The sequence below is a fragment of the Microbacter sp. GSS18 genome, assembly GCA_029319145.1.
Lineage (GTDB): Bacteria > Actinomycetota > Actinomycetes > Actinomycetales > Microbacteriaceae > Microbacterium.
This window is the reverse complement of sequence record CP119753.1, coordinates 1,754,583-1,780,360: the sequence shown is the minus strand read 5'-3', so window position 1 is coordinate 1,780,360 and position 25,778 is coordinate 1,754,583. Positions and strand designations below refer to the sequence as shown.

The window sequence follows — 25,778 nt, the reverse complement described above, 5'->3', positions numbered from 1 at the left end:
GGTGTCCTTCCGGCAGTGGTGTGCGGCGTTGCATGCAACCGGTTGCCGGTTCAGCATAGCCTGGCACGCGCAGAGCCGCGGGCCGGCAGCGATACATCTATGGTTAGAGGCTCTAATTAGATACTCTAAGGAAATGGAGATGCGATCGACATCAGCAGCCCCCGCCTCCGGACTCGGATTCGACCTTCGGATGGCTGCATTCCGGCTCTCACGGCGCCTTCGCGCGGAGCGCGCGGTCGACACCATGAGCGACGCGCACTTCGCTGTGCTCTCGGCGATCAGCAGTCATGGTCCTCACACGCTCGGTGAACTGGCCGACCGCGAGCGGGTCACGGCTCCATCCATGAACTATGCGGTCAATGCCCTCGAGGCCGCCGGATACGTCGTGCGAACGACCGACGCCGTCGACCGGAGGAAGGTCCGGATCGGCCTGACCGAACTCGGCGCCGAGGTCGTTCGCGACACCATCCGGCGACGTGACTCATGGATGGACGAAGCGCTCTCCGAACTGCCCGAAGCGGACCGCGAGCTTCTGGCACGCGCGACGGCTCTCATGCACGCGATCGCCGACCGATGATCGGGGTCGTGCGATCCCTGCGCTCGCGCCGATTCCGGGTCTGGTTCATCGGGGGAGCCGTCTCCAACGTCGGCACCTGGATGCAGGCGACGGCGATGAACTGGGTCGTGCTCACGGTGCTGACGGACCACGACGCGACCGCCATGGGATTCACCATGGCTCTCCAGTTCGCTCCGCCCCTGCTCCTGGTGAGCGTGGCCGGCTGGGTCGCCGACGCTGTCGATCGTCGGCTGCTTCTGATGATGACCCAGGCGGCATCCATGATGCTCGCCGTCTCGATCGGCGCGATGATCCTGGCCGACGTGTTGACGCAGCCGATGATGTACGGGTTCGCGCTCGTGCTCGGCATCGTGATCGCGTTCGACGGCCCGGCGCGTCAGGCGTTCGTGTCCGACCTGGTGTCGTGGGAGGACGCTTCCAATGCGATCGCTCTGAATGCGGCCTCCTTCAACGGCGCGCGGATGATCGGTCCCGCCATCGCCGGCGTCCTGATCGTCGCGGTGGGCACCGGGTGGGTGTTCGTGATCAACGGAGTGACCTTCGTCGCCATGCTCACCGCACTCGGCGTGATGGGACCCGGAGGGCCTCAGAGAGCCGGATCCGCCCGCCCTCAGCAGGGGTTCACGGCCGGTGTACGGTATCTCGCGGTCCGCCGTGACTTCGTCGCGCTCACCGTCATGGCGGCGCTGATCGGCGCATTCGGGATGAACTTCGCGATCATGGCGTCGACCATGGCGCTCGAGTTCGAGCGCGACGCAGACGGCTTCGGCCTGCTGACCTCGTTCGTGGCGGTCGGCGCGTTCGTGGGTGCGCTGGTCGCCGCCCAGCGCACGAGCGCGCGATTCCACGCCGTCGTGACGGCGACCGGGGTGATGGCAGTCGTGGCGACCATCGGTGCGTTCATGCCGACGTACCTGGGCTATGCGCTCACGCTCGTCGTCTTCGGGCTCGCGCTCGAGACGATGATGACCACGGCGAACGGGTATGTGCAGACGAGGACGCCCCCCGAGCTGCGGGGACGGGTCCTCGCTCTGTATATGGCGATCCTGGTCGGCGCGACGCCGATCGGGGCGCCGATCGTGGGCTGGGTGGCGGCGAACCTCGGCGCGCGCACAGCGGTCCTGCTCAGCGCGTGCGCAGCGCTCGCCGCCTTCGCGGTGGGCGTCGCCTGGATGGTGGCGTCACAGAGCATCCGTCGGCACCCGTCGAGCCGAGTCCGATTCGTCATCCATGAGCCCGGCATCAACCAGCAGTTTGAGGGCCGAGACGCCGCCGCCTAGCATCGTGACCGTTCACGCTCCCGGCGTGGCCGCCCCGAAAGGAACGAGGATGATCTCCACGGCAGTGCGCATCGAGCAGCCGTCCGGCGACGGATTCGTGCCGACGCCCACCCCGCCGCTCACCTGGATCACGACGACGGAGCAGCGCGACTGGCTGCAAGCGTCGGCGGAGGTCGAACGCGACGGTACCACTCGCATCGCACTGGCGGGCGCGGACTCCGTCCTCGTGCCGTGGCCGTTCGCCCCTCTCGCTCCGCGCGAAGTCGCCACCGTACGCGTGCGCGTGACCGGTGCAGACGGCGATCGCGGCGAATGGAGCGAGCCGGTCGAGGTCATCGGCGGATTCCTCGCAGACGGCGACTGGCAGGCGAGCGCGATCGCGCTCCCCTCGCCGAGCGACATCGCGCAGCCCGGGCTCGCGCGTACCGAGTTCCATGTCGAGGGCCCGGTGCGCCGCGCCACTCTGTACGCCACGGCGCTCGGCGCCTATCAGGTCGCGATAAACGGGACCGACGTCGACGACCAGGTGCTCAAGCCAGGCTGGACGGCCTACCAGCACCGCGTGGTGCACGAGACCACCGATGTCACTCGACTGATCGAGCAGGGTGCCAACGCAATCGGCATCCGCTTCGCCGGCGGATGGGCGACCGAGTCCTACGGCCCCTCCAGTCGCCAGCGGCGCGTCTATCGTGACCAGCCGTGCGTCGCGGTCAACGTGGTGATCGAATTCGCAGACGGAACAGAGCTCACGGTCGTCACCGATCCCACCTGGCGCACAGCGACGGGCCCCGCCGGTGCGAGCGGGATCTACCAGGGCGAACAGCATGACGGGAGGCGGGCGCTTCCCGGGTTCTCACGTCCGGGATTCGATGACTCGCAGTGGGTGCCCGCGGCGGTCGTCGACGATCTGCCGACACCCGAGGCGCGCAGATCGCCGGCCGTTCGCCGGACTCAGGAGATCGCCGTTCAGGATGTCCTCCGGTCGGAAGAGGGGCGCACGATCGTCGACTTCGGACAGAACCTCGTCGGTCGCCTCCGCATTCGCGTCAGCGGCGCGCGGGGCACGACGGTGACTCTGCGGCACGCGGAGGTCCTCGAGGACGGCGAACTCGCGCTGCGCCCGTTGCGGAACGCGGCTGCGACCGACTCGTATGTCCTCCACGGCGGCGGTGAAGAGGTCTGGGAACCGGAGTTCACCTTCCATGGCTTCCGCTACGCCGAGATCTCGGGCTGGCCCGGCGAATTCGACCCCGATGCCGTGACCGCTGTTGTCATCCACAGTGACATGGAGCGAACCGGGTGGTTCGGATGCTCGGATCCCCTCGTCACGAGACTGCACGAGAACGTCGTGTGGAGCATGCGCGGCAACTTCCTGTCGATACCCACGGACTGCCCGCAGCGCGACGAGCGCCTGGGATGGACGGGCGACGCTCAGGTCTTCGCGCCGGCGGCCGCATTCCTCTACGACGTCCGCGGCTTTCTCTCCTCCTGGCTGCGCGACCTCGCTCTGGAGCAGCGGGAACTGGATGGTGTGGTGCCGTTCGTCGTGCCGAACGTCCTCGCCGCCCCCGTTCCCGCAGCCGCGTGGGGCGACGCCGCTGCTGTCGTGCCCTGGGTGCTGCACGAGCGGTACGGAGACCGCGACATCCTCGCGGATCAGTACGCGAGCGTCGTGGCCTGGCTCGACGTGATGGCCGACAGCGCCGGGGCGGACAGTCTGTGGTCAGGCGACTTCCAGTTCGGTGACTGGCTCGACCCGACCGCTCCGCCCGACAACGCGGGGGAGGGCGCCACCCAGCCCGACATCGTCGCGACGGCGTATCTGTTCCGTTCCGCGCAGATCGCGGCGCGGATGGCCGCGATCCTCGGCAGGAAAGAGGACGCCGGGCGTTTCGCCGCGATGGAGGAATCCGTGCGACGCGCGTTCGCGGAGGAATTCATCACGCCCTCCGGACGGATGATGTCCGACTCGCAGACGGCGTACGCCCTGGCGCTCGTGTTCGGATTGGCGCCCGAGGAAGCCCGAACGCGGATGGCCGCCCGACTCGCGGAGCTCGTCCGGGAACGTGGGTATCGAATCGGCACCGGGTTCGTGGGAACCCCGCTGATTCAGGATGCGCTCACACAGGCGGGGAAGCATCGCGAGGCGTCGCGCCTCTTGATGCAGACAGAGAACCCCTCCTGGCTCTACGCCGTCGCCATGGGAGCCACCACGATCTGGGAGCGGTGGGACTCCCTTCTGCCGGACGGCGCGGTGAACCCCGGCGGAATGACGTCCTTCAATCACTACGCGTTCGGGGCCGTCGCCGACTGGCTTCACCGCTCGGTCGCCGGCCTCGCCCCTGCAGAACCCGGGTACCGCGTGATGCGCATCGCGCCGGTCCCCCTCCCGGGCATCGACGACGCATACGCCGAGCACGTCACCCCGTACGGGCGCGCCCGCGTCGATTGGCGCCGGCAGGGCCACACGATCGTCGTGAATGCGGTCGTGCCTCCCAACACGACCGCGCTCGTCGAACTCCCCGACGGTCTGCGAGCGTCCGTGGGCTCCGGCATTCACCACTGGGAGGCGGAGATCGAGTCGCCGCCCGCGACTGCTCCCGTCTCGCTCGCGAGTTCGCTGGCCGAACTGATCGACGACCCCCGCGCCTATCGAGCGCTGCGCGAGTCGCTCGCCGAGGTCGATCCGGCGCTCGCCGACGATATCTGCGCACACACCCGGTGGCTGCCGGGGCGGACGGTGGCTGACCTCGTCGCCGACGGCCGACGGGCGTCGGCTCGTGAGAGCCTCGTGCGCCGTTTGGATGCCCTCGTTCGGGCACCGGTTGCATAGAGTGATCGGGTGAGCGAGGTTACGACGACGGGTCAGCCCGAGCGGGCGAGCATCCGCGATGTCGCGGTGAAGGCGGGCGTGTCTCGCCAGACCGTGGTTCGCGCCATGAACGACATGTCGGGCATCAGCGCTGCCACCAAGGCGCACGTGCTGAGCGTCGCGCGGGAGCTTCGGTATCGGCCGAGCCGGTTCGGTCGCGGTCTCGCCAAGCAGGACTCCATGACCGTCGGGCTCGTGGTGTCCGACCTCACGAACGCCTACTTCGCAGAGCTCGCGTCGGAGTTCATCGCCGTCGCAGGCGAGTCGGGCTGGACCGTTCTCGTTCAGGAGATCGAACGAGACAAGCAGCACGAGAAGCGCGTGCTGTCGAGCTTCGCCACGCAGGTCGAGGCGATCGTGGGTTACCTCCTCATCGAAGATTCCGAGCTCGACGTCCTCGTCGGCGACCTCCCCGTCGTGCGATTCGCCGACCTCGATCGCCGCGGCCATCGACCGATGATCGGGATCGACTACGAGCCCGGCATCGCGGCGGCGCTCGACCACCTCATCGACGGCGGAAGAAGTCACATCCTCATGGTGGACGTGCCGACCGAGACAGGTCCGTCCCCTCGCGCGAACGTTTTCCGCCGACTGTGCGAAGCGCGCGGGCTGGCCCCGACGATCGTTGAACTCCCCGACGAGCACCTGCCGCGAACAGGCGCCGTCATGCGCTTCGTCGCCGACGCGGTCGCGGACCATCCGGATACCGACGCCATCCTGGGCTTCAACGACATGATCGCCGTCGGGGCACTCAAGCAACTCGCCTCCGCCGGAGTGGCCGTGCCGGCCGAGTGCGCTGTGGTGGGCATCGATGGGCTTCCCGTCGGCGAACTCGTCACGCCGACGCTCACCACGCTCGAGTTCGACATGGCGATGGCTGCACGCAAGCTGTTCGACGCGATGCTCGTCGCGCTCAACGACGCGAGCCCGGCCAGCGTCGCGGGGCCCGTCGCCGTCGTCACTCATTCGCTGACCGTCCGCGAGTCGACCGCAACCGCCTGAGCGCCGCGCATTCCTCCGGCTGAGCCGGATCGCGAACCACAGGGTGCCGCCGCACCCCGAGATCTCGTTTGGATAAAGTTCGTGACCGGTCACGACTTTGTTGCTACCATCGGTTTTGGCATCCGATTGCCAAACGGAGATCTCCGCTACACAGCAGTGGGGGGAGGCTCGTCCGTCAGTCATTCAAAGGTGAGGACCATGCGAACAAACCAACTCTCAAACCGGGCAGCAACGGCGGGGCGCCGCGGCAAGCTCGTCGCGGCTGGATCGCTCTTCGCGGCGGCGGCACTCGTTCTCGCGGGCTGCTCGTCGTCCGGGGACTCGAGCAGCTCCGACTCGGCCGACGGGACCGTCGAGCTGACGATGATGAACCACTCCCGTGGCCAGGAAGCGGCTCTGGGCATGCTGGCCGAGCAGTACCAGGAGGAGACCGGTGTCGTCGTCACGGTCGACACTCCCGGACCCGCAGACTACGTCGCCAAGCTGCAGGCCGCCGCGCAGGCGAATGACATGCCCGATCTCTACACCGCTGTCGGTGCGACCGACATGGCGCCGTTCTACAAAGCCGGCTGGGCGCTCCAGCTGGATGACGAGCTGGCGGCCGGCTGGTCGGACAGCTTCACGCCCGCCGTGCTCGAGCTGACCGCCTTCCCCGAAGGCAACCCGCTCGAGGTGCCCGCCGGATCGTACGCGGCGTACTGGGAGCTCGCGACATTCGGTCTGCTGGTGCAGCCCGAGACCGCCGGCATCGACGCGGACAACCCACCGACGACCATCGGCGAGATGATCGACCAGTTCAACGACGGCACGTTCTCCGTCGCCGCCAGCCTGACTCCCGCGCTGCTCCAGTCGTACGCGTCGAACTACATGACGGACGATGAGATCAACGCGACGTTCACGGGCGACGCGCCCTGGACGACCGACGCGTGGGAGAAGACCTTCCAGCTCCTGGTCGACCTCACCGAGGGCGGGGTCGTCGCCAACAACGCGCTCCCCGGCGGCGCGGATGACAACCCGACCGTGGAGAAGTCGTTCTTCAACATCCAGGACACCGGCGCGATCTTCGACGGTTCGTGGGCGGTCGCGGTCGCCAAGACCACGGCGCCGGACTTCACCGACTACATCTCGATGGTGCTGCCCGCCGCCGATGACGGGGACCACGACCCCCGTTCTCCGGGCGTGACCGGGCGCGGTGCGGCGGTCAACGCCAAGGGTGAGCACGTCGAGGAGGCCCTCGCCTTCGTGAAGTGGCTGACCGAGCCCGAGCAGCAGAAGGTGTTCGTCGATGAGGCGGGCATGATCCCCACCAACCCCGAACTGCTCGAAACCCTCGCGGTGCCGGAGCAGATCGCGGGCATGGCCTCGGCGATCGGCAACATCCAGATCGTCCCGGTTCAGATCACGACGGACGTCAACGACGCGATCATCCGCGGCTCGCAGAGCCTCGTGCTCGGCGAGAAGACGGTCGAGCAGGTCCTCGAAGAGGTTCAGACCGCTCAGGACCAGTCAAGCTGATCGACATGGCCACCCCGACCGCAGTGGCCGCTGCGCGGCGCCAGGACCTGGCGCCGCGCACGCGGCGGCCCTATCGCAAGCACGTGGTGGGGCTGCTCTTCCTGCTCCCAGCCACGGCACTGATCTGCCTCTTCACCCTCGTCCCCTTCGCGCAGGCGATCCTCTTGAGCTTCCAGGAGTGGGACGGCATCAGCCCTGACACCCCGTGGGTGGGGCTGGAGAACTACGAGCGCGTGTTCGGTGACCAGGTCTTCTGGGAGTCGATGAAGAACGTTCTCGTCTTCGGGCTCATCGGATTCTTCATCGGCAACGCGATCTCGCTCGGAATGGCGATGGCCGTCCACAAGGCGCGACGCGCACGCTCCTTCTTCCGCACCGCGTACTACATCCCGGGCGTCTTCTCGGTCGTCGTGATCGGTCTGATGTGGGGATGGCTGTACGAGCCGAGCGTCGGAATCATCAACCGGCTGCTCGTGTCGATCGGGCTCGAGGGCCTCCAGCAGAACTGGCTCGGAGACCCCGCGCTCGCCCTCGGCTCGGTCGCCGTCACATTCGTCTGGTACCACTGGGGCTTCGGCTTCATCCTGTTCCTCGCCGGGCTGCAGGACATTCCGGCCGAACAGTACGAGGCCGCCAGTCTGGATGGCGCGCGGGCCTGGGCCAAGTTCCGCTATGTCACGTGGCCCCATTTGGTCCCGGTCACGACCATCGTCGGACTGCTCAGCCTCCTGGGCGCCCTCCAGATCTTCGGAACCGTCCAGGTGCTCACCAACGGTGGCCCCGGCTATCACACGATGGTGCCGACGCTCGTCATCTACACCGAGGCCTTCACGAGCCACCGCTACGGAGTCGCGGCCGCGATGTCCGTCATCTTCGGCGGCGCCCTCGTCCTGCTGGCACTGATCCAGCTGGGCCTGACACAGAGACGGTCGCGCTCGTGAGCGGCCGCAACAAGGAGGGCCGACATGGCGACCTCGACTGACTCGACGTCCACGCGCGTCGTCGTGACCGGGCGCTCGCGCCCCAATCGCCCGGAGCAGGCGGGACGCCGCCGGCGCAAGCTCAGCATCGAGCAGGTGCTCCTGTACGCCCTGCTCATCTTCGCAGCGCTGACCGCGCTGTTCCCGATCTTCTTCCTGCTCACCGGGTCGCTGATGTCCCTGCAGGAGCTGTATCGAGGCGCGAGCCTGCTGCCCACAGAACTGCTCTGGGGCAACTACGCGACCGCCTGGGTCGAAGGCAACCTCGCCGTCTACCTCACGAACAGCCTCATCTACACGCTCACATCCGTCGTCGGGATCCTCATCGTGTCGAGCCTCGCCGGCTATGCGCTCGCTCGGCTGGAGTTCTGGGGCAAGAACGTGTTCATGTTCGTGATCCTCGCGGTGCTGATCATTCCGGCCCCCGCGATGTTCATCGCCCAGTACAAGCTGCTCATCGCCTTCGGGCTCACCAACAACCCGGTCGGCTACGTGCTCGTGATGATCACCGCGGGCATCCCCGTGGGGACGCTGATCATGCGCAGCTTCTTCGTGAACCAGCCCAAGGATCTCGAGGAGGCGGCCGCCCTCGACGGTGCATCCTCATTCACGATCTTCGCCCGTGTCATCCTGCCGCTGGCGCGCCCAGGACTGGCCGCCGTCGCGGTGATCCAGGGACTCGGCGTGTGGAACGAGTACCTCATGGCTCTGGTGCTCTTCCGCGACGACAGCCTGATGCCCGTGCAGCGAGGTCTGACGAGCTTCGTGAACTCGGAGACCCCGCAGGAGCAGATCCTGCTCGCCGCCACGGCGATCTCGGTGATCCCGGTGATCATCCTGTATCTCCTGGCGCAGAAGCAGATCGTCCAGGGACTGGGTGCCGGAGCCCTCAAGTAGGTCAAGCCCGAGTCCACGTCGGAACGACGAAGAAGGCGCTCCCCGGGTCGGGGGGCGCCTTCTTCGTCGTTCGTCGCACGCTTCGTGCCGAAGCCGCGACAGCCTAGGAGGTCCGAGCGTCCGAGACGAACCCCGCGATGCGGGCGAGGGTCCGCTCGCCCGCCGGATCGCCGACCGTGTTGAGGAACCCGTGGATCGCACCGCGTTCGCACACGACCGACACGTCCACCCCCGAGCGGGCCAGGTCGGCCGCGAAGGCTTCGCCGGACGACCGCAGGCGATCGCGCTCCGCGTTGACGATCAGCGTGCGCGGCATTCCCCGCATGTCGTGTCCGCCGGGGAACGCGTACACCTCGTCCGGCGAGGCGCCGGCGAGGTAGGTGTCGGAGATCGCGGCGACGTGGTCGGGTGCGAAGTCGAGGCCGGGGCCGAGACCCTCGAGGAAGGCCGCGAGCTCGGGGTCGGGCTCGGGCAGGCGTGCGTGCAGGGTCGGATAGACGAGGATCAGCCCCCGGGGTGCCGCTCCGCCCGCGTCGCGCAGCCGGACCGCCGCTCCCGCCGAGAGATTGCCCCCGGCGCTCGCCCCGCCCAGGCAGATGCGGGCCGGGTCCGTGCCCCACTCGCGCGCCATGCGCCGGGTCCACGTGAACGCTTCGACCGTCTGCAGCGATGCTGTCGGATAGGGCGAGCGCGGGCGCCGCGATGCGATGGCGGCCGCGCGCATCTCGTCGGTCGCGTCCGGGCCGCCGTCCTGGGGCAGGGGAGGGCCGGCCAGCGGGTGCCGGAGAGACAGCGTGTACTCGACCGAGACCACGGTGGTCCCCAGCGCGCTGAGGCGTGCGCCGACCTGGTCGGCCTCCGGCATGTGCACCGTGCCGCCCATGAACGCGCCGCCGTGCAGCCACACCAGGGCGGCGCCGGTCGGCGACTCGGCAGGGTAGACCCGCACCGAGAAGTCGAATCCGTCCGCGTGGAGCGGATGATCCTCGGTGTGCGTCATCGATCTACTCCGCCCCGTCGGGCGTCGGCAGGAGCGTGAGCTGCCATCGCCACCGGTAGCGGGTCTGCGTCAGCCGGTGGGCGATGCCGGTGTCGGGGCCCAGCCGACCCGTGCCCATCCCGCGGTGGGCGACATCGACATGGACGACGGTGGTCTCGCGGTGCGGGAGCTCCCACCAGTGGTCGACGGATTCGAGATCCGCCACAGAGTGGCGCGACACGTTGACGTGAACGGGTCGGTCGCACGCGACGACCGCCCGACCCGCGGCGCCGGTCAGCTCGAGTCTGGTGACGCCGCTGCGCGTGCCGTTCTCCTGCGGTCGCAGGTAGGGCACGGCGAGGTCGTCGATCGGCAGGTCCCACCGGCCGAGCATGGCCGCGGTGCGGCGATCGGTGTAGTTCTCCCACGGCCCGTAGCCGACCCATGCGGCCCTTTCGAACCCGGCGGCCAGCTCGAACGCCATGCCGACCCGCAGGTGGTCGTTCGAATCCTCGGGCAGCGTGACCTCCTCGTCGAAGAGGTAGCCGCCGTCGGGAGCGATCGACAGGATTCGCGTGTGCTCGACGGTGTCGCCGAACGCGGCCCGGTAGAGCGTGCGGATCGTCCGTCCCGCATCGGAGTCCACCGTCTGGGTCTCGACGGGGGTGAGCTGGAAGAACCCCGATCGTACGAACCTCTGGTCCAGCGCCGCCGACATGTCGTTGTCGGTGAGCGCCCGCCACAGCTCGAGCCGCGGCGGCGCGACCAGCAGCGGATCGACGATCGTCCCGTCGCCGGCTCCGGCCGGCGCCGTTCCCGCAGGCAGGGGGGTGCGGAAGGTGTCGTCGAGCTCGACCTGCTCGAATGCGATGTCGGTCGCCGCCGGTGCCCAGACCGCATCCTCCGCCGTGCGCACGATCAATGTCAGCGCCAACGCGGTGTCGGCCCGCAGCTCGTCCACCACGCGGTCGGGGAGTGTCACGGCCACCTCGCGTCCGGGCGCCACGTCGGGCGCCGGGAGGGTCACCTCGAGCCCCGACCCCTCGACATGCTCGACGCGGAGATGAAGGGTGAGCCCGTCGAGGCCCGCGAAGGTCTGCCGGTTGCGCACGCGGATGCGGCCGGCATGCAGCTCTTCGGGCGTCGCCGCGACGCGGACCGGTGAGAACACGCCACGCACTTCGAGCATCGCCGGCTTCGGGGTCGCGTCGGCGAAGGCGATGCCGTTGAGCAGGGTCACACCGTTGTTCGGCTCATCGCCGAAGTCGCCGCCGAACCGGCCCCTGCCGCTGCGGTCGGGATCGAGGGCGTGGTCGAGGTACTCCCAGATGAATCCCCCTTGAAGCCCCGGGAGCGACTCGAACAGCTCCCAGTACTGGGCGAAGCCGCCCGTGGAGTTCCCCTGCGAATAGGCGTACTCGCACGTGATGAGCGGACGGTCCGCGCGGGGATCCGACGCGTAGGCGCGCAGGCTGGCGAACGACGGATACATCGGGCACACGATGTCGCTCGCCGCGTGGCCGGAATACCAGGCCGACGCGACGGCGCCCTCGTACTGCACCGGGCGGGTGGGATCCACGCGCCGCACCCACGCCGCTGCGGCGTCGTGTGGCGGGCCGTATCCCGACTCGTTCCCGAGCGACCACGTGATCACGCAGGGATGGTTGCGGTCCCGCAGCACCATGCGCGACACGCGCTCGACGATCTCGGGCAGATACAGCGGATCGTCGATCAGCGCCGAGGCGAAGGCGTGCGACTCGACATCGGCTTCGTCGACCACATAGAAGCCGATCTCGTCGCAGAGGTCGAGGAACTGCGGGTCGTTGGGGTAGTGGGAGGTGCGGATGGCGTTGACATTGCAGCGCTTGAGCAGTGACAGCTCGGCCAGCATCCGCTGGCGGGTGATCACACGGCCGCGGTGCGGGTCGGCGTCGTGGCGGTTGACGCCCTGGATCAGGATGCGGCGCCCGTTGACCAGCAGGTCCTTCCCGACGATGCGAACCCGTCGGAAGCCGACGCGGAGCTCGGTGCGATCGACCACGGCTCCCTGGTCGTCGAGGAGTTCGATCACCACCGTCTCGAGATGCGGCCTCTCGGCCGACCAGGGTGGGACATCGAGCTCGGCGAGCTCGAGCTCGGCGTCTCCGGGCGGGGCGGCGTCGGGCGCCAGCCACCACATCGCGTCGGGATTGGCGCGCCACTCCGGCGGGAGGGGGGCGTCAGCGGCCGCCATGCTGATCGCGTCCATGTAGTCGTCGGGCAGCAGCTGGGGAGGCCGCACGCTGCGGTCGCGCGAGGGCTTGGGCATCGTGGGGGAGGCGAAGCGGGGCGAGACGGGCACCACATGCTCCTCGTCGAGAAGCGTCACGCGCACGCGATGACTCCGCTCGTAGCTGCCGCGCAGTCCCGACGTCTGGGCCACCAGGCGCAGAGTCCCGAGTCCGGTGTCGGCATCGAAGTCGGCGTCCACCCGCACGTCGTGCAGGCGCACCGAGGGGACGGTGAACAGAGACACCGAGCGTGAGATGCCGGCGTGCCACCACTGATCCTGATCCTCGATGTAGGTCGCCGCCGACCACTTGGACACTGCGAGTTCGATCGTGTTCGCGCCGGGGGTCGCGAAGTCGGTGATGTCGAACTCCGCCGCCAGGTGCGAGTCGCCGCTGGTTCCCACCGGGTGGCCGTTGACGGCGACGCGGAGGTAGCCTTCCGCGGCGCCGACGTGGAGGATCAGCCTCCGATCGGACAGCGCATCGAGGTGGACGTCTCTGCGATAGACGCCGACCGGATTGCGAGACGGGATGTCGGGGAACGCCTCCGGGAACGGCATCGGCACGTTGGTGTAGTGCGGGATGTCGCCGCCGGCCGACCGCATCGTCCAGAGCTCGGGCAGATCCACGGTCTCCCACGGGGTGCCGTCGGTCGCCGTATCGGAGTCGCGGAACTGGAATCGCCACGGACCGTCGAGCGAGATCTCAGGATCTCGGCGCAGGGACGTCATCGGCAAGCGATTGACGGAATGCAGGCCCGATCGATCGAAAGGGCCGACAGGGTGTGGCGACATCGTTGGTGCTCCCGGTTTCGCTGCGACGAACTCCACGCGGCCTCAGTGACCAACGCGGTAGGTGATATCCTAGCCGTGACCGGTCACGATCACTCAATCCGCATTCTCAGCCGCGGCTTCCGACTGCGGATTCGCCGTGGTGTCGTGGCGCATGGCAATCGGATACCAAAGGCGGCTCACGATGGTGACTTCGACGGACTCCCCGCGCGCAGCCGGGCTCTCCGAGTGGACCGCGCGGATGATCGCGCCCGATCGCGACCGGGACACGGCGCCTCGTCTGCGCCGGTCGTTCCGCTGCGACGAGGGTCACGGCGCCGTGCAGTCGGCCGAGATCCTGGCCACGGCGGAAGGCGTATGCGAGGTCACGCTCGACGGCCGACCCGTCTCCGCCGACGTGCTGACCCCGGGGTGGTCCAGCTACGAGTGGCGGCTGCGGTATGCGCGGTGGGACGTGACGGCCCTCATCCGGCCGGAGTCGGTCATCGGCATCACGCTGGGCGCGGGGTGGTTCTCCGGCCGTCTGGGGTTCGCCGAGGAGCGCGCGCTGTACGGCCGGTCGCGGGCTGCGTTCCTCGAGCTGCGCATCCGGTTCGAGGACGGCCACACCCAGACGATCGCGACCGACGAATCGTGGGAGTCCGGTCCGAGCGAGGTCCTCGCCGACGACCTCTACGACGGTCAGACGATCGACGCGCGCCTGCGCGATGACCGGTGGCTGCGTCCGGGTCCCGCCCCGGACGGCTGGTCGGGCGTGGCGCTCGTCGAGTTCGACCGCGGACGCCTCACCCCCTACATCGGTCCGCCGATCCGGCGGCAGGAGGAGTTCGCCCCGCAGCGTGTGTGGCGCTCTCCGAGCGGCGCCACGCTGATCGACTTCGGTCAGAACATCGTCGGATGGACGCGTCTCGAGGTCGAGGGCCCGGCCGGGCACACGGTGACCCTGCGGCACGCGGAGGTGCTCGAGCACGGGGAGATCGGGTTGCGCCCGCTGCGCACGGCGAAAGTCACAGACCGCTACCTGCTCAGCGGTGGGCGCGACGTGTTCGAGCCGACGCTCACCTTCCACGGCTTCCGCTATGTCGAGGTGGACGGGTGGCCCGGCTCGGACGACGACCTGGCCGCGGCGATCCGGGCCGTGGTCATCGGCTCGGATCTGGCGCGGATCGGTCGCTTCGCCTGTTCCGACCCGATGCTGAACCAGCTGCATTCCAACATCGTGTGGGGAATGCGCGGGAACTTCGTCGATGTTCCGACCGACTGCCCGCAGCGCGATGAGCGCCTCGGCTGGACGGGAGATCTCTCCGCGTTCGTCAGCACGGCGGTCTTCCTCTACGACGTCCAGGCCTTCCTCCACGACTGGCTCCGCGACCTCGCGGTCGAACAGGAGCACGCGGGGGGCACCATTCCGCTGATCGTGCCGGACAGCTTCAAGCTCGAGCAGAGGCAGGGGATGTCGTGGCGTCTCGCGCGCGCCGACCACCCGGTGGTCGCTCTGTGGCACGACGCCGCGTGCTGGGTGCCGTGGGCGGCGTGGGAGGCCTACGGCGACATCGAGGTGCTCCGGGACGAGTACCCCTCGATGGCCGCCTACGCTCGGGAGATCGCGCTCGCCGTCTCTGCCGACGGCCTTCTCCGGGGCGAGCAGTTCGGAGATTGGCTCGATCCCGACGCGCCTCCCGGTGAGCCGGGGAACGGCAAGACCGATCCCGTGGTGGTGGCCACCGCGTGCGTGTACCGGTCGGCGCGCATGGCCGAGGGCGCCGCCATGGCGCTCGGCGAGGCCGAGGACGCCGCCGAGTTCGGTCGAACGGCGCAGTCGCTGCGCGATGCCTTCACCGCGGCTTTCGTCGCCGACGGTCGGGTGGTGAGCGACTCGCCGACGGCGTACGCGCTCGCCATCGTGTTCGGCCTGCTCGACGAGGAGGACCGACGGGCGGCGGGCGACCGTCTCGCCCACCTCGTTCGCGAGGCGGGCCATCTGGTGTCCACCGGATTCGCCGGCACTCCGTTCATCCTCCCCGCGCTCTCGGAGACCGGGCACATCGACACCGCCTACCGGCTGCTGATGCAGACCGACTGCCCGTCGTGGCTGTATCCGGTGACCATGGGCGCCACCACCGTGTGGGAGCGGTGGGACTCGATGCTGCCGGACGGATCGATCAACCCGGGAGAGATGACGAGCTTCAACCACTACGCGTTCGGCGCGGTCGGCGACTGGATGCATCGCGTCGTCGCCGGCATCGCACCCGCCGAGCCGGGGTACCGCGTGATCCGCATCGCGCCGCGCCCGGGTGGCGGCCTGACCTGGGCGCGAGCCGACCTCGACACCCCTCGAGGCCGAGCGTCGGTCGACTGGGCCGTCGACGACGCTCGGTTGACGGTCGCCGTGGTCATCCCCGACGGCAGCACGGGTGTGGTCTCGCTTCCCGGCATGCCCGAGTCGGCGGTGGGTCCGGGCCGGAGCGAGTTCGTCGTCGCCGTCGACGGCTGATGAGGGTCGCCGGCGGCGGGTGCCCCTCGCCGCGTGCTACGTCTCCGGCCGGAAGGCCGGCAGGCCCGAGAGGAAGGCGAAGGACACCAGCTGCGCGCGGTCCCGTGCGCCGACCTTCAGCATCGCCCGGCTGGCATGTGTCTTGACCGTGTAGGGAGAGACGAACATCTCCGCCGCGATCTCGTCGTTGCTCCGTCCGCGCGCGATCGCGGCGACGACATCGCGTTCCCGGGCCGTCAGCGCGTCGAACCGTGCAGCGAGTTCGACGACGACGCCTGGGGAGTGCTGATCGTTGACGTGCTCGATGAGGGCTCGTGCGGCTGCGGGAGAGAGCGCCCCGCCGCCTGCGACGACGTCTCGGACGGCGCCGAGCAACTCGGCCGGAGTCACCCCTTTGCTGAGGAAGCCGTTGGCGCCGGCGCGCAGGGCTGCCAGCACGTTCTCGTCCTGGTCGAAAGTTGTGAGGATGACGATCCGGACGCTCTCACCGACCGCCGACTCCCGGATTCGGCTGGTGGTCTGCACTCCGTCTATCCCGGGCATGCGCAGGTCCAAGAGGACGACGTCCACCTGCTCGGTCGACAGCAGGTCCAGTGCCCGGAGGCCGTCGGAGACATCCGCAACGACCTCCATGTCGGACTGGGACTCCAAGATCGTTCGCAGGCCGACCCGGATCATCTCCTGGTCGTCGACGATGAGGATCCGGATCATCGGACGGACCCCCCATCGGTCCTCAGCGTCGCCGTGACGCGAAAGATCTCTTCGTCGGAGTGGATGTCGAGGAGCCCGCCCGCGGCCTCCACCCGTTCACGCATGCCGATCAGACCGTAGCCACGACCACCGACCGCGCGGCGGGAATCGGCGGCGACTCTGTTCTCCACGTCGATGATCAGCTTCTTGCCGGAAACGTGGATGCCCACGTCCACGGGACCTGATCCGTGCCGATGCGCATTGGTCAGAGCCTCTTGCGTGATTCGGAACGCGGCGACGCTCACGGACGGATCGATCGACATCTCTTGATCGGGCATGGTGAGCCGGACCTCGCCGCCGGATGCTTCGAGATTCTTGACGAGCTCTGGAATTCGTTCGATCGTCGGCAGCATGAGCGTGCCGCCGCTCGTCTTGTCGCCGCGACGAAGAACACCGAGAATGCGCTGCGTCTCCTGCAGAACCCGCCGTACCCCGCTCTGCGCATTCGCCAGCGCTGCGCGCTCGGTTGATGCGCCTGGCGGGAGCTGCACGTCGATGACTCCGAGGTTCGTGCCGATGACGGCGATCTCGTGACCGACCACGTCGTGCAGGTCCTGCGCGATGCGCAGACGCTCCTCGGCCACTCGACGAGTCACCTCCAGATCTCTCGAAGAGATCACATCCTGGGCGCGCTGATGGAGCGTCAGCAGATAGATCTCGTGCGCCCGGATCGCGTACCCGGTCGCCGCGGCGGCGACTGTGGTGCTCAGCGCCACGTACGCCAGAGGATCGTCGAACCCGGATGCTTCGACGCCCACGGTGGCGAAATAGAGCGCCAGCCCGGCCAGGGTGCCGCCGATGAACACGGCCGGCCCGCGCAGCCCGGCGGAGAAGATGATCGACAGAACGACGATCCACCCAGCTGTGTAGCCGTCGGACAACGTGATCCCCAGAACTGCGCCCAGAACGGCCGGGATGAGTCCCCACACTCCGAACCAGCGGCTCAGCGCGAATCCAGCGATCAGCAATGCCAGTGCGCCATACCCTGCCGGTCCGGCGCCGGTCCAGATCAGGACGACGACCTGCGCAACGCATGCGATTGCTCCCCCGGCGACGGACACTCGGTCCAGCATTCGGCTGCTCAGGTACCACGGGGGAAGCTCGACGCGCTCGGGCTCCGGGATCGACATGACTCCCATTGTTGCGGTCCGGGCCACTCGGATGGGGCCGCGCGGGCACGTCGATCAACCGGCGATGCGGACAGATCAGGCAGACTTCGCGGCCCTACTTCACATGGAGTACATCGGTCGATCTCATCGGACGACGACAAGCAAGCGTCGCCGCGGAAGTCTTGAGGAACGGCGGTGCGCACCGTGCTGCCGACGGAAGAGGAGTTGAACGGCATGTCTGAACTGCTGCAGGGCAAGGTTGCGATCGTCACCGGATCGGGTCAGGGGATCGGGCGCGACGTCGCCCTGTGCCTCGCCGAGCACGGCGCGAAGGTCATCACGAACAACCGCAAGCCCGGCTCCTCCCTCGACGCGTTCGAGAAGACCGAGATTCCGTTCACCGATGAAGAGCGCGCCGCGCTCGAGAGCGTGAAGGGCGACGCGAAGACGACGGCGGACCGGATCGTGGCCGCAGGCGGAGGGGCCGTGCCGTTCTTCGGCGATGTCGGCGACTTCGCGACCGCCGGCCGGATGGTCCAGACCGCGATCGACAGCTTCGGCCGCATCGACATCATCGTCAACAACGCCTCGTCGAACTGGGTCGGGAACATCGCCGACATGGACGAGGACCTCTGGGACATCAGCGTCGTGTCGAAGCTGAAGGGCGCGTTCAACCTGATTCACCACGCCCTCCCGCACATGAAGGCGCAGGGCTACGGACGCATCCTGAACTCGTCATCCGACGCGTTCCTCGGGCTCCAGGGCTACGCGGCCTACGGTGCCGCGAACGCCGGCATTGTGGCCCTGACGAAGGCCGCCGCCGGCGACCTCCGCGGCACCGGCATCACCGTGAACGCATACACGCCGCTCGCGAAGACGCGTGCCTGGTACAACGCCGCCGCGACGTACCGGATGCAGGGTGTTCCCGCGGAGATGATCGAGGCGGGTGCTCCGGAAGCGATGAAGCGCACGGCGGAGGGCATGGTCCCGTTCCTGGCCTATCTCGCCTCGGAGGACGCCGCGGCGATCTCGGGCAACCTGTTCAAGCTCGCCGCGGACGGTGAGATCGGCCTGTGGTCGCAGCCCGAGGTCGTGCGCCAGATCACGACCGATGCCGACGCCTGGGCCATCGACGTCCTGCGGGAGCGCGTGCCGGGCGAACTCATGGCCGGCCTCTCCAACGACGAGGGCATCCTTCCGGTCCGCTGATCGCCGCGCACCGACAAGACAACACAGACAGGAAAAGAACATGGGAAAGCTCGACGGCAAGGTCGTCCTCATCACCGGCTGCTCCAGCGGCCTCGGCAAGCAGCAGGCGATCCGCATGGCCGCAGAGGGTGCCTCGCTGGCCATCTGCGCGCGCAACGCGGAGAAGCTCGCAGAGACCACGCGACTGTGCGAAGAGCAGGGCGCGGAGGTGCTCGCGATGACCGTGGACATCATGGAGTACGACAGCCTGGTCGCCTTCATCGATGCGACGGTCGACCGGTTCGGAACGATCGACGTCCTGGTGAACAACGCCCACACGATCACCATCCCAGCGCCGTTCCTCGAGAAGACGATCGACGACCTCGACCTCGAGATGCGCAGCTCCGTCTACGCGTACTGGCACCTGATGAAGCTGTGCTTCCCGCACCTGCGGGACAAGGAGGGCGCGGGCGCCTCGATCATCAACTTCGCCTCCGAGGCGGCCATCGCCGGCGACGAATTCTATGCCCCCTATGCCGCGTCGAAGGAAGCCGTGCGTGGACTCTCGCGGGTGGTCGCCCGTGAGTGGGGCCAGTACAACATCCGCGTCAACACGCTCTGCCCCAACGGCCTGACCGAGAACGCGTCGGGCGGCCTCACCTCGCTCAGCCCCGAAGCGCGCGCACACGTGCAGAAGGCGTTCGTGGCGAACCCATTCCGGCGCGCCGGCAACCCCTATGACGATGTCGCCCCCGTCGTCGTCTTCCTCGCCTCGGACGACAGCCACTGGATCACGGGCCAGAACATCCACGCCGACGGCGGCGCCCTGATCAACGCCTAGGAGAACTCATGCGGATCGCAGACAAGACCTTCGTCGTCACCGGCGGAGGCAACGGAATCGGCCGCGCACTCACGCTGGAGCTCCTCGCGCGCGGCGCGCGGGTCGCGGCGCTCGACCTCAATGAGGCGGGCCTGGAGGAGACCGCGCGGCGGGCTGATGTGGGGGAGCGGCTTTCGCTGCACCCGGTGAACATCACCGATCGAGCAGCAGTGGCAGCGCTTCCCGACGCCATCGCGGCGCTCCACCCGGCCATCGACGGACTGGTCAACGTCGCCGGCATCATCCAGCCGTTCGTGACGATCGATGAGCTCGGGTTCGATGTGATCGAGCGGGTGATGAACGTCAACTTCTGGGGCGTCGTCAACACCACCAAGACGTTCCTCCCCGTGATCCGGCAACGGCCCGAGGGCGCGATCGTCAACATCTCCAGCATGGGTGCGCTGACTCCGGTGCCCGGGCAGGCCGCCTACGGTGCGTCGAAAGCCGCGGTGAAGCTGTTCACCGAAGCGCTGTTCGCCGAATTGCAGGGCACGAACGTCACCGCCACCGTGGTGTTCCCGGGCGCGATCGCGACGGACATCACCGCCAACTCCGGCGTCACGATGCCGACGATGGGCAGTGCGGGACGCAAGGCACCCGAGCCGACACGTCCCGAGGAGGCGGCGCGCCAGATCGTCGCCGCGATCGAGAAGGGCAGCTACCGCGTGACGATCGGCAAGGACGTCACCATGCTCGACCGGCTCTCCCGACTGTCGCCGCGCCGCGCCACGCTGATCCTCGCCGGCCAGATGAAGGAGCTGCTCACCTCTGTGAGCTGACCGGCCGCGCCCTCGGCATCCGGCCGCGCTGTCGGGCCCATAGGCGTTGCATATGGGCCCGACAGTCGATTCGTCTTGGCGCGGGCTGCGCCCGGTGCGGTTGTATGAGTGCGAAGCAAGCCCTGGTCACCGCTGACGCAGGACTCGACAAGGCGTCACCGGCTCCTGTCGATCCGCGCCCGAGCACGGACGCGGTGACACAGGAGCAGGAGGGATGTTCCGGACGTGAGTGAGACAGTCGCAACCCGAGGCCGCGAAGCAGTGGCGCAGCGCATGGCGTCCGCGGCGGCCGAATGGCTGGCGTCGCTCAGCGCCGGGCAACGTGCTCTCGCCGTCGCCGATGGCCCCGGTGCAGCGTCACCCTCGGAGGACGATCGCCTCACATGGTTCTTCACGCCCACCGATCACGGGGGACTGACGCTGCATGAACAGTCTCCGCAGCAGCAGTCCCTCGCCATGCAGCTCGTGTCGTCGGGTCTCTCCATGGAGGGCTATGTCACCGCCTGCGTGATCATGGGCACCGAGAACATCCTCGATCGTCTCGAGTCGTGGCGGATCGACTGGGGCATGGAACGGGGACGCGACCCGCAGCGCTATTACCTGCGCGTGTTCGGCACGCCGGGCAGCGGAACATGGGCCTGGCGCTTCGGAGGGCACCACATCTCCATGAACAACCTCGTGGTCGACGGTCGCCTCGTCTCGGCGACGCCGAGCTTCTTCGGCAGCGACCCGGCTGAGGCCGGGTTCGTCGGCGGCGGTCACGTGCGGCCGCTCGGGGCGGGAGAAGACCACGCCCGCGCGCTCCTCCACGCGCTCGGCCCGGTTCAGCGCGATCTGGCGACGTTGCTCGACCGCGCTCCCGCGGACATCGTGGGAGGCAACAGGACGCTGATCGGCGACGACGCTCGGATGCCGCGGATGGATGACGTCTGGCGGGGCAGGTTCCGTGAGCCGCGCCTCGCCGACTACATCTCCACGATCCATGATCGCGAGGAGCAGAGATCGGGCTTCGACGATGCGGCCTACGCCGTGCTGAGCCTGACCCGCGAGCCCAAAGGGATCGCGGGGTCCGCGCTGAGCCCCGACCAGCGTGCCCTCCTGCTGCGGACGATCACCGCGTACACGGGTCGGGCACCCGACGAGATCGCGGCAGAGGAGTCGGCGTTCTACTCCGTCGCCGCGAACCTCGATCCCGTGCACTTCGCCTGGGCGGGAAGCGCTGACCGCGGGCGGCCGCACTACTACCGCATCCAGGGTCCGCGGATACTCATCGAGTACGACAACACCCAGCGGCTGGGGAACCACTGCCATGCGGCCTGGCGCGACCCTGTCGCGGACTTCGGACTCGACGTCCTCTACGAGCACCTCGACGTCTTCCATCGGGACGACGAGGTCATCCGCTGGCCGGCGGACGAGGCCGGCGGAAGAGCATGACGAGCGCGGTCGCGCGAGAAGGGCGGAGACGTGGATCTGGGCATTGACGGCAGGGTCGCATTGGTGATGGGAGCCGGCGGGGGCTTGGGCGGCGCGATCGCCGAGGCGCTTGCGGCCGAGGGCGTTCGTGTCGCGGCCGTCGGCCGTACGCTCGAGAACCTCGAGGCGACGACGGCGCGGATCGGTCGTGACGGTGGGACCGCGATCCCCGTCGCATGGGACCTGGCTGACGTCGCCGCGGCCGATTCCCGCGTGAGCCGCATCGAGGACGAGCTCGGTCCCGTCGACATCATCGTCAACAACACCGGCGGACCGCGACCGGGCGGCGCCCTGGGCGTGAGCTCCGACCAATGGCGCGCGTGGTTCGACTCGATGATCCTGTCGGTGTTCGCGACAGCCGACCGTGTGGTCCCGGGAATGCAGAGCCGCGGATGGGGGCGTGTGATCACGTGCACCAGTTCCGGCGTGATCGCACCGATCCCGAACCTCGCCGTGTCCAACTCGCTGCGCTCCGCCCTGGTGGGCTGGTCGAAGACGCTCGCGAAGGAGGTGGCCGCGTCTGGCGTCACGTGCAATGTCCTGGTGCCCGGCCGGATCGCCACCGCGCGCACCCGCGCGATCGACGAGGCGCGGGCAGCCCGCGAGGCGATGCCGATCGGCGAGGTCGAGCGGGAGAGCGCCGCGACGATCCCCGTGGGGCGATACGGCCGGCCCGACGAATTCGGAGCCGCCGCGGCGTTCTTGGCCAGCGAGCGCGCCTCGTTCATCACCGGCTCGGTCCTCCGGGTCGACGGCGGAATGATCGGGAGCGTCTGACATGGCGATCGACGCGGACTCGCGGGGCGTCTTCGCCATCGCTCCGACGCCGTTCCGCCCGGATGGGGCGGTCGACTCCGCTTCGCTGCACCGGCTCATCGACTTCTACGGCTCAGCGGGCGTCACCGGCCTGACCGTGCTCGGCCAGATGGGGGAAGCACCCAAGCTCACAGCGGAGGAGTCGCTCGCGATCGTCCGCACGGTGCTGGAGCGCACGGCCGTTCCGGTCGTGGTCGGGGTCACCGCTGCGGGGTTCGGCACGATGCGCACGCTGGCCCACGAGGCGATGGCCATGGGCGCGGCCGGGGTGATGATCGCGCCGCCGAACACGCTGCGCACCGACGACCAGATCATCGCGTACTACACCCAGGCTGCGGAGTCGCTCGGGTCCGATGTGCCGATCTGTCTGCAGGACTATCCGCTGTCGTTCTCCGTGCAGATCTCGCCCGGCGTCATCTCGCGGATCGTGGAGGCGGTCCCGTCGGTCGTCATGCTGAAGCACGAGGACTGGCCGGGCCTGGAGAAGATCTCCGCCATCCGGGCACGCGAACAGGCGGGGCAGCGGCGGCTCTCCATCCTGTGCGGGAACGGCGGCCTGTTCCTGGACTTCGAAGTGGAGCGGGGCGCCGACGGCGCCATGACCGGCTACTGCTTCCCCGAGCTGCTCGTCGATGTCGTGCGCCTGACCGGATCGGGCAGACGCGACGAGGCGCACGACCTGTTCGACGCGCACCTGCCGCTGATCAGGTACGAGCAGCAGCCCGGCACGGGGCTGGCCGTGCGCAAGTACGTCATGCAGCGCCGAGGCATCCTCGACTCGGCGGCGCAGCGACGGCCCGGACGCGAGCTGTCGACGGGGGAACGCGAGGAGGTCGACTTCCTTCTCGCGCGCCTCGCCCGGCACGACTCGCGCGCCCGCGTGCCGAACCCGTAACTGCGCGACTCCGGTCGGCGGGGGACGCGCTACAGCGTGAGCGAACCGAGCGGCAGCTCGGCGGATGCCGCGATCGGCAGATCCACCGATGTCATCGTCTCGATGAAGCTGCGGGCGGGAGCGGACGCCGCGCCACGCGTGTACGCCACCAGCTCCCGGTAGAGGCGCGGCTGGGCGGAGCGGACGTTCTCGCTCCAGCCGAGGGGAACGGCGTTGGCAGGAACGATCGTCAGCCCGACACCTTCGATGGCCAGCCCCAGAGCCGCCGCCACCTGACCCACACGCACGACGACACGGGGAGTGATGCCGAGCGACCACGCGGCCCAGTCGACCACATCGCCCATTCCCTGCTCCGCTTCGAAGTGGACCCAGTCGGCCGCCTCGAGAGTGCGCCCGTCGACGGCGTCGCGGTCGAAGGGTCCCTTGCCGACGACGACGAGCTCCTCGAATCCGAGTGAGACGACATCGCCGTCCCACTCGGCGGGTCGCGGGCCCACCGCCACATCGCCGCGGCCCCCGCGCATGGCTGCTTCGAGATCCCGCCGGTGGGTGAAATCATGCAGACGCAGGACGGTGCACGGTGACTGTTCGCGCCACCGGGCGAGGCCCGAAGGAAGGACGTTCGCAGCGACCGAGCCGACGGTCAGCACCGTGATCTCGCCGACCACGCCCTCGATGACGCGCGAGACCGCTCGCCGCCCCGCCTCGGCGGCCTCCACGGCGGCGCGAGCGTGCGGCAGGAACTCACGCCCCGCGGGTGTGAGCCAGACGCCATGGTGGCTTCGCTCGAGCAGCGGCGTGCCGAGCTCGCGCTCGAGCTCGCGGATCTGCTGCGACAGAGACGGCTGGGCGACGAACAGTGCCTGCGCCGCACCGGTGAACGATCCCTGGTCGCATATCGCCGCGAAGTACTCCAGCTGACGCAACCTCATCGGCACAGCCTATGCGACCGGGCAGAGCGCCGATCGAGAGGACATGCCAGGCAGGTTCGCGCGCATGCCGACGCGCCCATAGATGGCGACTATGGGCGGCGCACGATCTGCATCTTGGACGTCGGGATCGGCCTCGTGGTTCTGTGTACGGGTTCGCAAGGGTGCGCGTGACGGAGGATGCCTTGGCTTCGACGATGATGACGGCAGCGGTGCTGGGAGACCCCGGCGAGATCGAAGTGCGCGCGGTCCCGCGACCGGTGCCGGGTCCCGAAGAGGTCCTCGTCGAGGTCCGGCGGGCGTCCCTGTGCGGCACCGATGTGAAGATCCGAAGCCATGCGTTCTTCGAGGGTGGGCGACCTCCGAGCGCCGATTTCATTCCCGGGCACGAGTACGCCGGCGTCGTCGCCGAGGTCGGGAGCGCCGTCGACGAGTTCGCGCCCGGAGATCGAGTGGTCACCGAAGCGCATCGTGGCTGTATGCGGTGCGCGAACTGCCTGCGCGGCGCGTACACGGACTGCCTCAACTACGGCGCCCGATCCAAAGGGCACCGGGCTCAGGGGATGACGGTGAACGGTGGATTCGCCCAATACGCCCTCAACCATGTCTCCACGCTGACCCGGCTTCCCGACGCGGTGAGCTTCGACGAGGCGGTGCTGCTCACGACGGCCGGCACGGTGATGCACGCCTTCGACGTCCTGCCGCGCATGCTCGTCGGGGCGACCGTCGTGGTGATCGGGCCCGGGCCGGTCGGACTGATCGCCGTGAAGATCGCCCGGGAGCTCGGAGCCGCGAAGGTCGTCCTCGTCGGAACGCGCGAAGAGCGTCTGCTGATCGGGGCAGAGCTGGGGGCCGACATGGTCGTGGACGGTCGCCGTCCGGATGCGGTGGGGCAGGTGCGCGCGAGCCTGGACGGCATCGGGGCCGACGTCGTCCTCGAGTGCTCCGGGTCCGCCGCGGCGGTCGACCCCGCGCTGCTCATGTGCAAGCGCGGCGGCGACGTCGTCCTCGTCGGCTTCTTCGGCGTGCCGGTCACGGCTGATCTGAATCGCGCGGTCACCTCGGGGATCACGCTGCGCACGGTCCGAGGGGAAGGAAGCGGGTCGGTGGCTCGCGCCGTCGCCCTCGCGGGGCGGGGTCGGCTGCCGCTGGGCAGGCTGATCACCCATCGCTTCCCGCTGGAGCGGATCGATGAGGCCTTCGCGACGTTCATCGAACGGCGCGGCGGAGCGATCAAGGTGATGCTCGACCTGCCGGAGCCCTCGTCGGCGGATGGACGCCCCGCGTGACCGGTGCAGACGT

20 protein-coding genes are annotated in these 25,778 nt (G+C 68.7%); 15 read left to right on the top strand and 5 right to left on the bottom strand.

Going from position 1 to position 25,778, the window contains the following annotated elements; genetic code table 11:
• Position 1 precedes the first annotated feature (1 nt).
• The 7 genes from P0L94_08395 (at position 2) to P0L94_08365 (ending at position 9,123) form a co-directional block, all read left to right on the top strand.
• Positions 2-577: a MarR family transcriptional regulator gene (locus P0L94_08395; GenBank protein WES66082.1), complete on the top strand. Its 576-nt coding sequence runs from the start codon at positions 2-4 to the stop codon at positions 575-577.
• A gap of 8 nt (positions 578-585) precedes the next feature.
• Positions 586-1,857 carry an MFS transporter gene (locus P0L94_08390; GenBank protein WES66081.1) on the top strand — a complete coding sequence of 424 codons (1,272 nt, stop codon included), beginning with the start codon at positions 586-588 and terminating at the stop codon, positions 1,855-1,857.
• Entirely contained in the window at positions 1,808-4,690 is a 2,883-nt protein-coding gene (locus tag P0L94_08385) for a family 78 glycoside hydrolase catalytic domain (GenBank protein ID WES66080.1), read from the top strand. Before P0L94_08390 ends, P0L94_08385 begins: the two co-directional genes overlap by 50 nt.
• A 9-nt stretch (positions 4,691-4,699) precedes the next feature.
• Entirely contained in the window at positions 4,700-5,731 is a 1,032-nt protein-coding gene (locus tag P0L94_08380) for a LacI family DNA-binding transcriptional regulator (protein ID WES66079.1), read from the top strand.
• Positions 5,732-5,929: 198 nt separating this feature from the next.
• Positions 5,930-7,246: an extracellular solute-binding protein gene (locus tag P0L94_08375; protein ID WES66078.1), complete on the top strand. Its 1,317-nt coding sequence runs from the start codon at positions 5,930-5,932 to the stop codon at positions 7,244-7,246.
• Between the two features lie 5 nt (positions 7,247-7,251).
• A complete protein-coding gene (locus P0L94_08370) occupies positions 7,252-8,187 on the top strand; it encodes a sugar ABC transporter permease (protein WES66077.1) in 936 nt (311 codons plus the stop codon).
• Positions 8,188-8,211: 24 nt separating this feature from the next.
• On the top strand, positions 8,212-9,123 hold the full coding sequence (locus P0L94_08365) for a carbohydrate ABC transporter permease (GenBank protein WES66076.1): 912 nt from the start codon (positions 8,212-8,214) through the stop codon (positions 9,121-9,123).
• Positions 9,124-9,226: 103 nt separating this feature from the next.
• Here the strand turns inward: P0L94_08365 and P0L94_08360 are convergent, their stop codons facing one another.
• Positions 9,227-10,123, bottom strand: a complete 897-nt coding sequence (locus P0L94_08360) for an alpha/beta hydrolase fold domain-containing protein (protein WES66075.1) — start codon at positions 10,121-10,123, stop codon at positions 9,227-9,229.
• Between the two features lie 4 nt (positions 10,124-10,127).
• Positions 10,128-13,103 carry a glycoside hydrolase family 2 TIM barrel-domain containing protein gene (locus P0L94_08355; GenBank protein ID WES66305.1) on the bottom strand — a complete coding sequence of 992 codons (2,976 nt, stop codon included), beginning with the start codon at positions 13,101-13,103 and terminating at the stop codon, positions 10,128-10,130.
• A gap of 244 nt (positions 13,104-13,347) precedes the next feature.
• Between P0L94_08355 and P0L94_08350 the strand changes: the two genes are divergently transcribed.
• Complete coding sequence (locus tag P0L94_08350) at positions 13,348-15,657, top strand: family 78 glycoside hydrolase catalytic domain (protein ID WES66074.1); 2,310 nt, start codon at positions 13,348-13,350, stop codon at positions 15,655-15,657.
• Between the two features lie 36 nt (positions 15,658-15,693).
• Here P0L94_08350 and P0L94_08345 read toward each other — a convergent pair whose 3' ends face one another.
• Both P0L94_08345 and P0L94_08340 read right to left on the bottom strand, forming a co-directional pair.
• Positions 15,694-16,368 carry a response regulator transcription factor gene (locus P0L94_08345; protein WES66073.1) on the bottom strand — a complete coding sequence of 225 codons (675 nt, stop codon included), beginning with the start codon at positions 16,366-16,368 and terminating at the stop codon, positions 15,694-15,696.
• Positions 16,365-17,537: a histidine kinase gene (locus P0L94_08340; protein ID WES66072.1), complete on the bottom strand. Its 1,173-nt coding sequence runs from the start codon at positions 17,535-17,537 to the stop codon at positions 16,365-16,367. The genes P0L94_08345 and P0L94_08340 overlap by 4 nt, the downstream gene beginning before the upstream one ends.
• 213 nt (positions 17,538-17,750) lie before the next feature.
• On the opposite strand from P0L94_08340, the gene P0L94_08335 reads away from it, so the two are divergent.
• The 6 genes from P0L94_08335 to P0L94_08310 all read left to right on the top strand — a co-directional run bounded on the left by P0L94_08335 (position 17,751) and on the right by P0L94_08310 (position 23,547).
• Positions 17,751-18,725 carry an SDR family NAD(P)-dependent oxidoreductase gene (locus P0L94_08335; protein ID WES66071.1) on the top strand — a complete coding sequence of 325 codons (975 nt, stop codon included), beginning with the start codon at positions 17,751-17,753 and terminating at the stop codon, positions 18,723-18,725.
• A gap of 40 nt (positions 18,726-18,765) precedes the next feature.
• Positions 18,766-19,545: an SDR family NAD(P)-dependent oxidoreductase gene (locus P0L94_08330; GenBank protein WES66070.1), complete on the top strand. Its 780-nt coding sequence runs from the start codon at positions 18,766-18,768 to the stop codon at positions 19,543-19,545.
• Between the two features lie 8 nt (positions 19,546-19,553).
• Positions 19,554-20,363, top strand: coding sequence for an SDR family NAD(P)-dependent oxidoreductase (locus P0L94_08325; GenBank protein WES66069.1), 810 nt, complete (start codon positions 19,554-19,556; stop codon positions 20,361-20,363).
• A gap of 225 nt (positions 20,364-20,588) precedes the next feature.
• Positions 20,589-21,797, top strand: a complete 1,209-nt coding sequence (locus P0L94_08320; protein ID WES66068.1) for a DUF3500 domain-containing protein — start codon at positions 20,589-20,591, stop codon at positions 21,795-21,797.
• A gap of 30 nt (positions 21,798-21,827) precedes the next feature.
• Positions 21,828-22,613, top strand: coding sequence for an SDR family oxidoreductase (locus tag P0L94_08315; protein ID WES66067.1), 786 nt, complete (start codon positions 21,828-21,830; stop codon positions 22,611-22,613).
• Position 22,614: 1 nt separating this feature from the next.
• Entirely contained in the window at positions 22,615-23,547 is a 933-nt protein-coding gene (locus P0L94_08310) for a dihydrodipicolinate synthase family protein (protein WES66066.1), read from the top strand.
• 29 nt (positions 23,548-23,576) lie between these two features.
• Here P0L94_08310 and P0L94_08305 read toward each other — a convergent pair whose 3' ends face one another.
• Positions 23,577-24,479, bottom strand: coding sequence for a LysR family transcriptional regulator (locus tag P0L94_08305; protein ID WES66065.1), 903 nt, complete (start codon positions 24,477-24,479; stop codon positions 23,577-23,579).
• Between the two features lie 167 nt (positions 24,480-24,646).
• Here P0L94_08305 and P0L94_08300 point away from each other — a divergent pair, with 167 nt between their 5' ends.
• Positions 24,647-25,765: an alcohol dehydrogenase catalytic domain-containing protein gene (locus P0L94_08300; protein WES66064.1), complete on the top strand. Its 1,119-nt coding sequence runs from the start codon at positions 24,647-24,649 to the stop codon at positions 25,763-25,765.
• Positions 25,766-25,778 lie beyond the last annotated feature (13 nt).

Excerpts from the sequence above, each read along its gene's own strand:
- P0L94_08385 (WES66080.1), top strand. The coding sequence starts at position 1,808 with ATGAGCCCGGCATCAACCAGCAGTTTGAGGGCCGAGACGCCGCCGCCT.
- P0L94_08375 (WES66078.1), top strand. The coding sequence starts at position 5,930 with ATGCGAACAAACCAACTCTCAAACCGGGCAGCAACGGCGGGGCGCCGC.
- P0L94_08370 (WES66077.1), top strand. The coding sequence starts at position 7,252 with ATGGCCACCCCGACCGCAGTGGCCGCTGCGCGGCGCCAGGACCTGGCG.
- P0L94_08365 (WES66076.1), top strand. The coding sequence starts at position 8,212 with ATGGCGACCTCGACTGACTCGACGTCCACGCGCGTCGTCGTGACCGGG.
- P0L94_08360 (WES66075.1), bottom strand. The coding sequence starts at position 10,123 with ATGACGCACACCGAGGATCATCCGCTCCACGCGGACGGATTCGACTTC.
- P0L94_08355 (WES66305.1), bottom strand. The coding sequence starts at position 13,103 with ATGACGTCCCTGCGCCGAGATCCTGAGATCTCGCTCGACGGTCCGTGG.
- P0L94_08350 (WES66074.1), top strand. The coding sequence starts at position 13,348 with ATGGTGACTTCGACGGACTCCCCGCGCGCAGCCGGGCTCTCCGAGTGG.
- P0L94_08345 (WES66073.1), bottom strand. The coding sequence starts at position 16,368 with ATGATCCGGATCCTCATCGTCGACGACCAGGAGATGATCCGGGTCGGC.
- P0L94_08340 (WES66072.1), bottom strand. The coding sequence starts at position 17,537 with ATGTCGATCCCGGAGCCCGAGCGCGTCGAGCTTCCCCCGTGGTACCTG.
- P0L94_08335 (WES66071.1), top strand. The coding sequence starts at position 17,751 with ATGTCTGAACTGCTGCAGGGCAAGGTTGCGATCGTCACCGGATCGGGT.
- P0L94_08330 (WES66070.1), top strand. The coding sequence starts at position 18,766 with ATGGGAAAGCTCGACGGCAAGGTCGTCCTCATCACCGGCTGCTCCAGC.
- P0L94_08325 (WES66069.1), top strand. The coding sequence starts at position 19,554 with ATGCGGATCGCAGACAAGACCTTCGTCGTCACCGGCGGAGGCAACGGA.
- P0L94_08310 (WES66066.1), top strand. The coding sequence starts at position 22,615 with ATGGCGATCGACGCGGACTCGCGGGGCGTCTTCGCCATCGCTCCGACG.
- P0L94_08305 (WES66065.1), bottom strand. The coding sequence starts at position 24,479 with ATGAGGTTGCGTCAGCTGGAGTACTTCGCGGCGATATGCGACCAGGGA.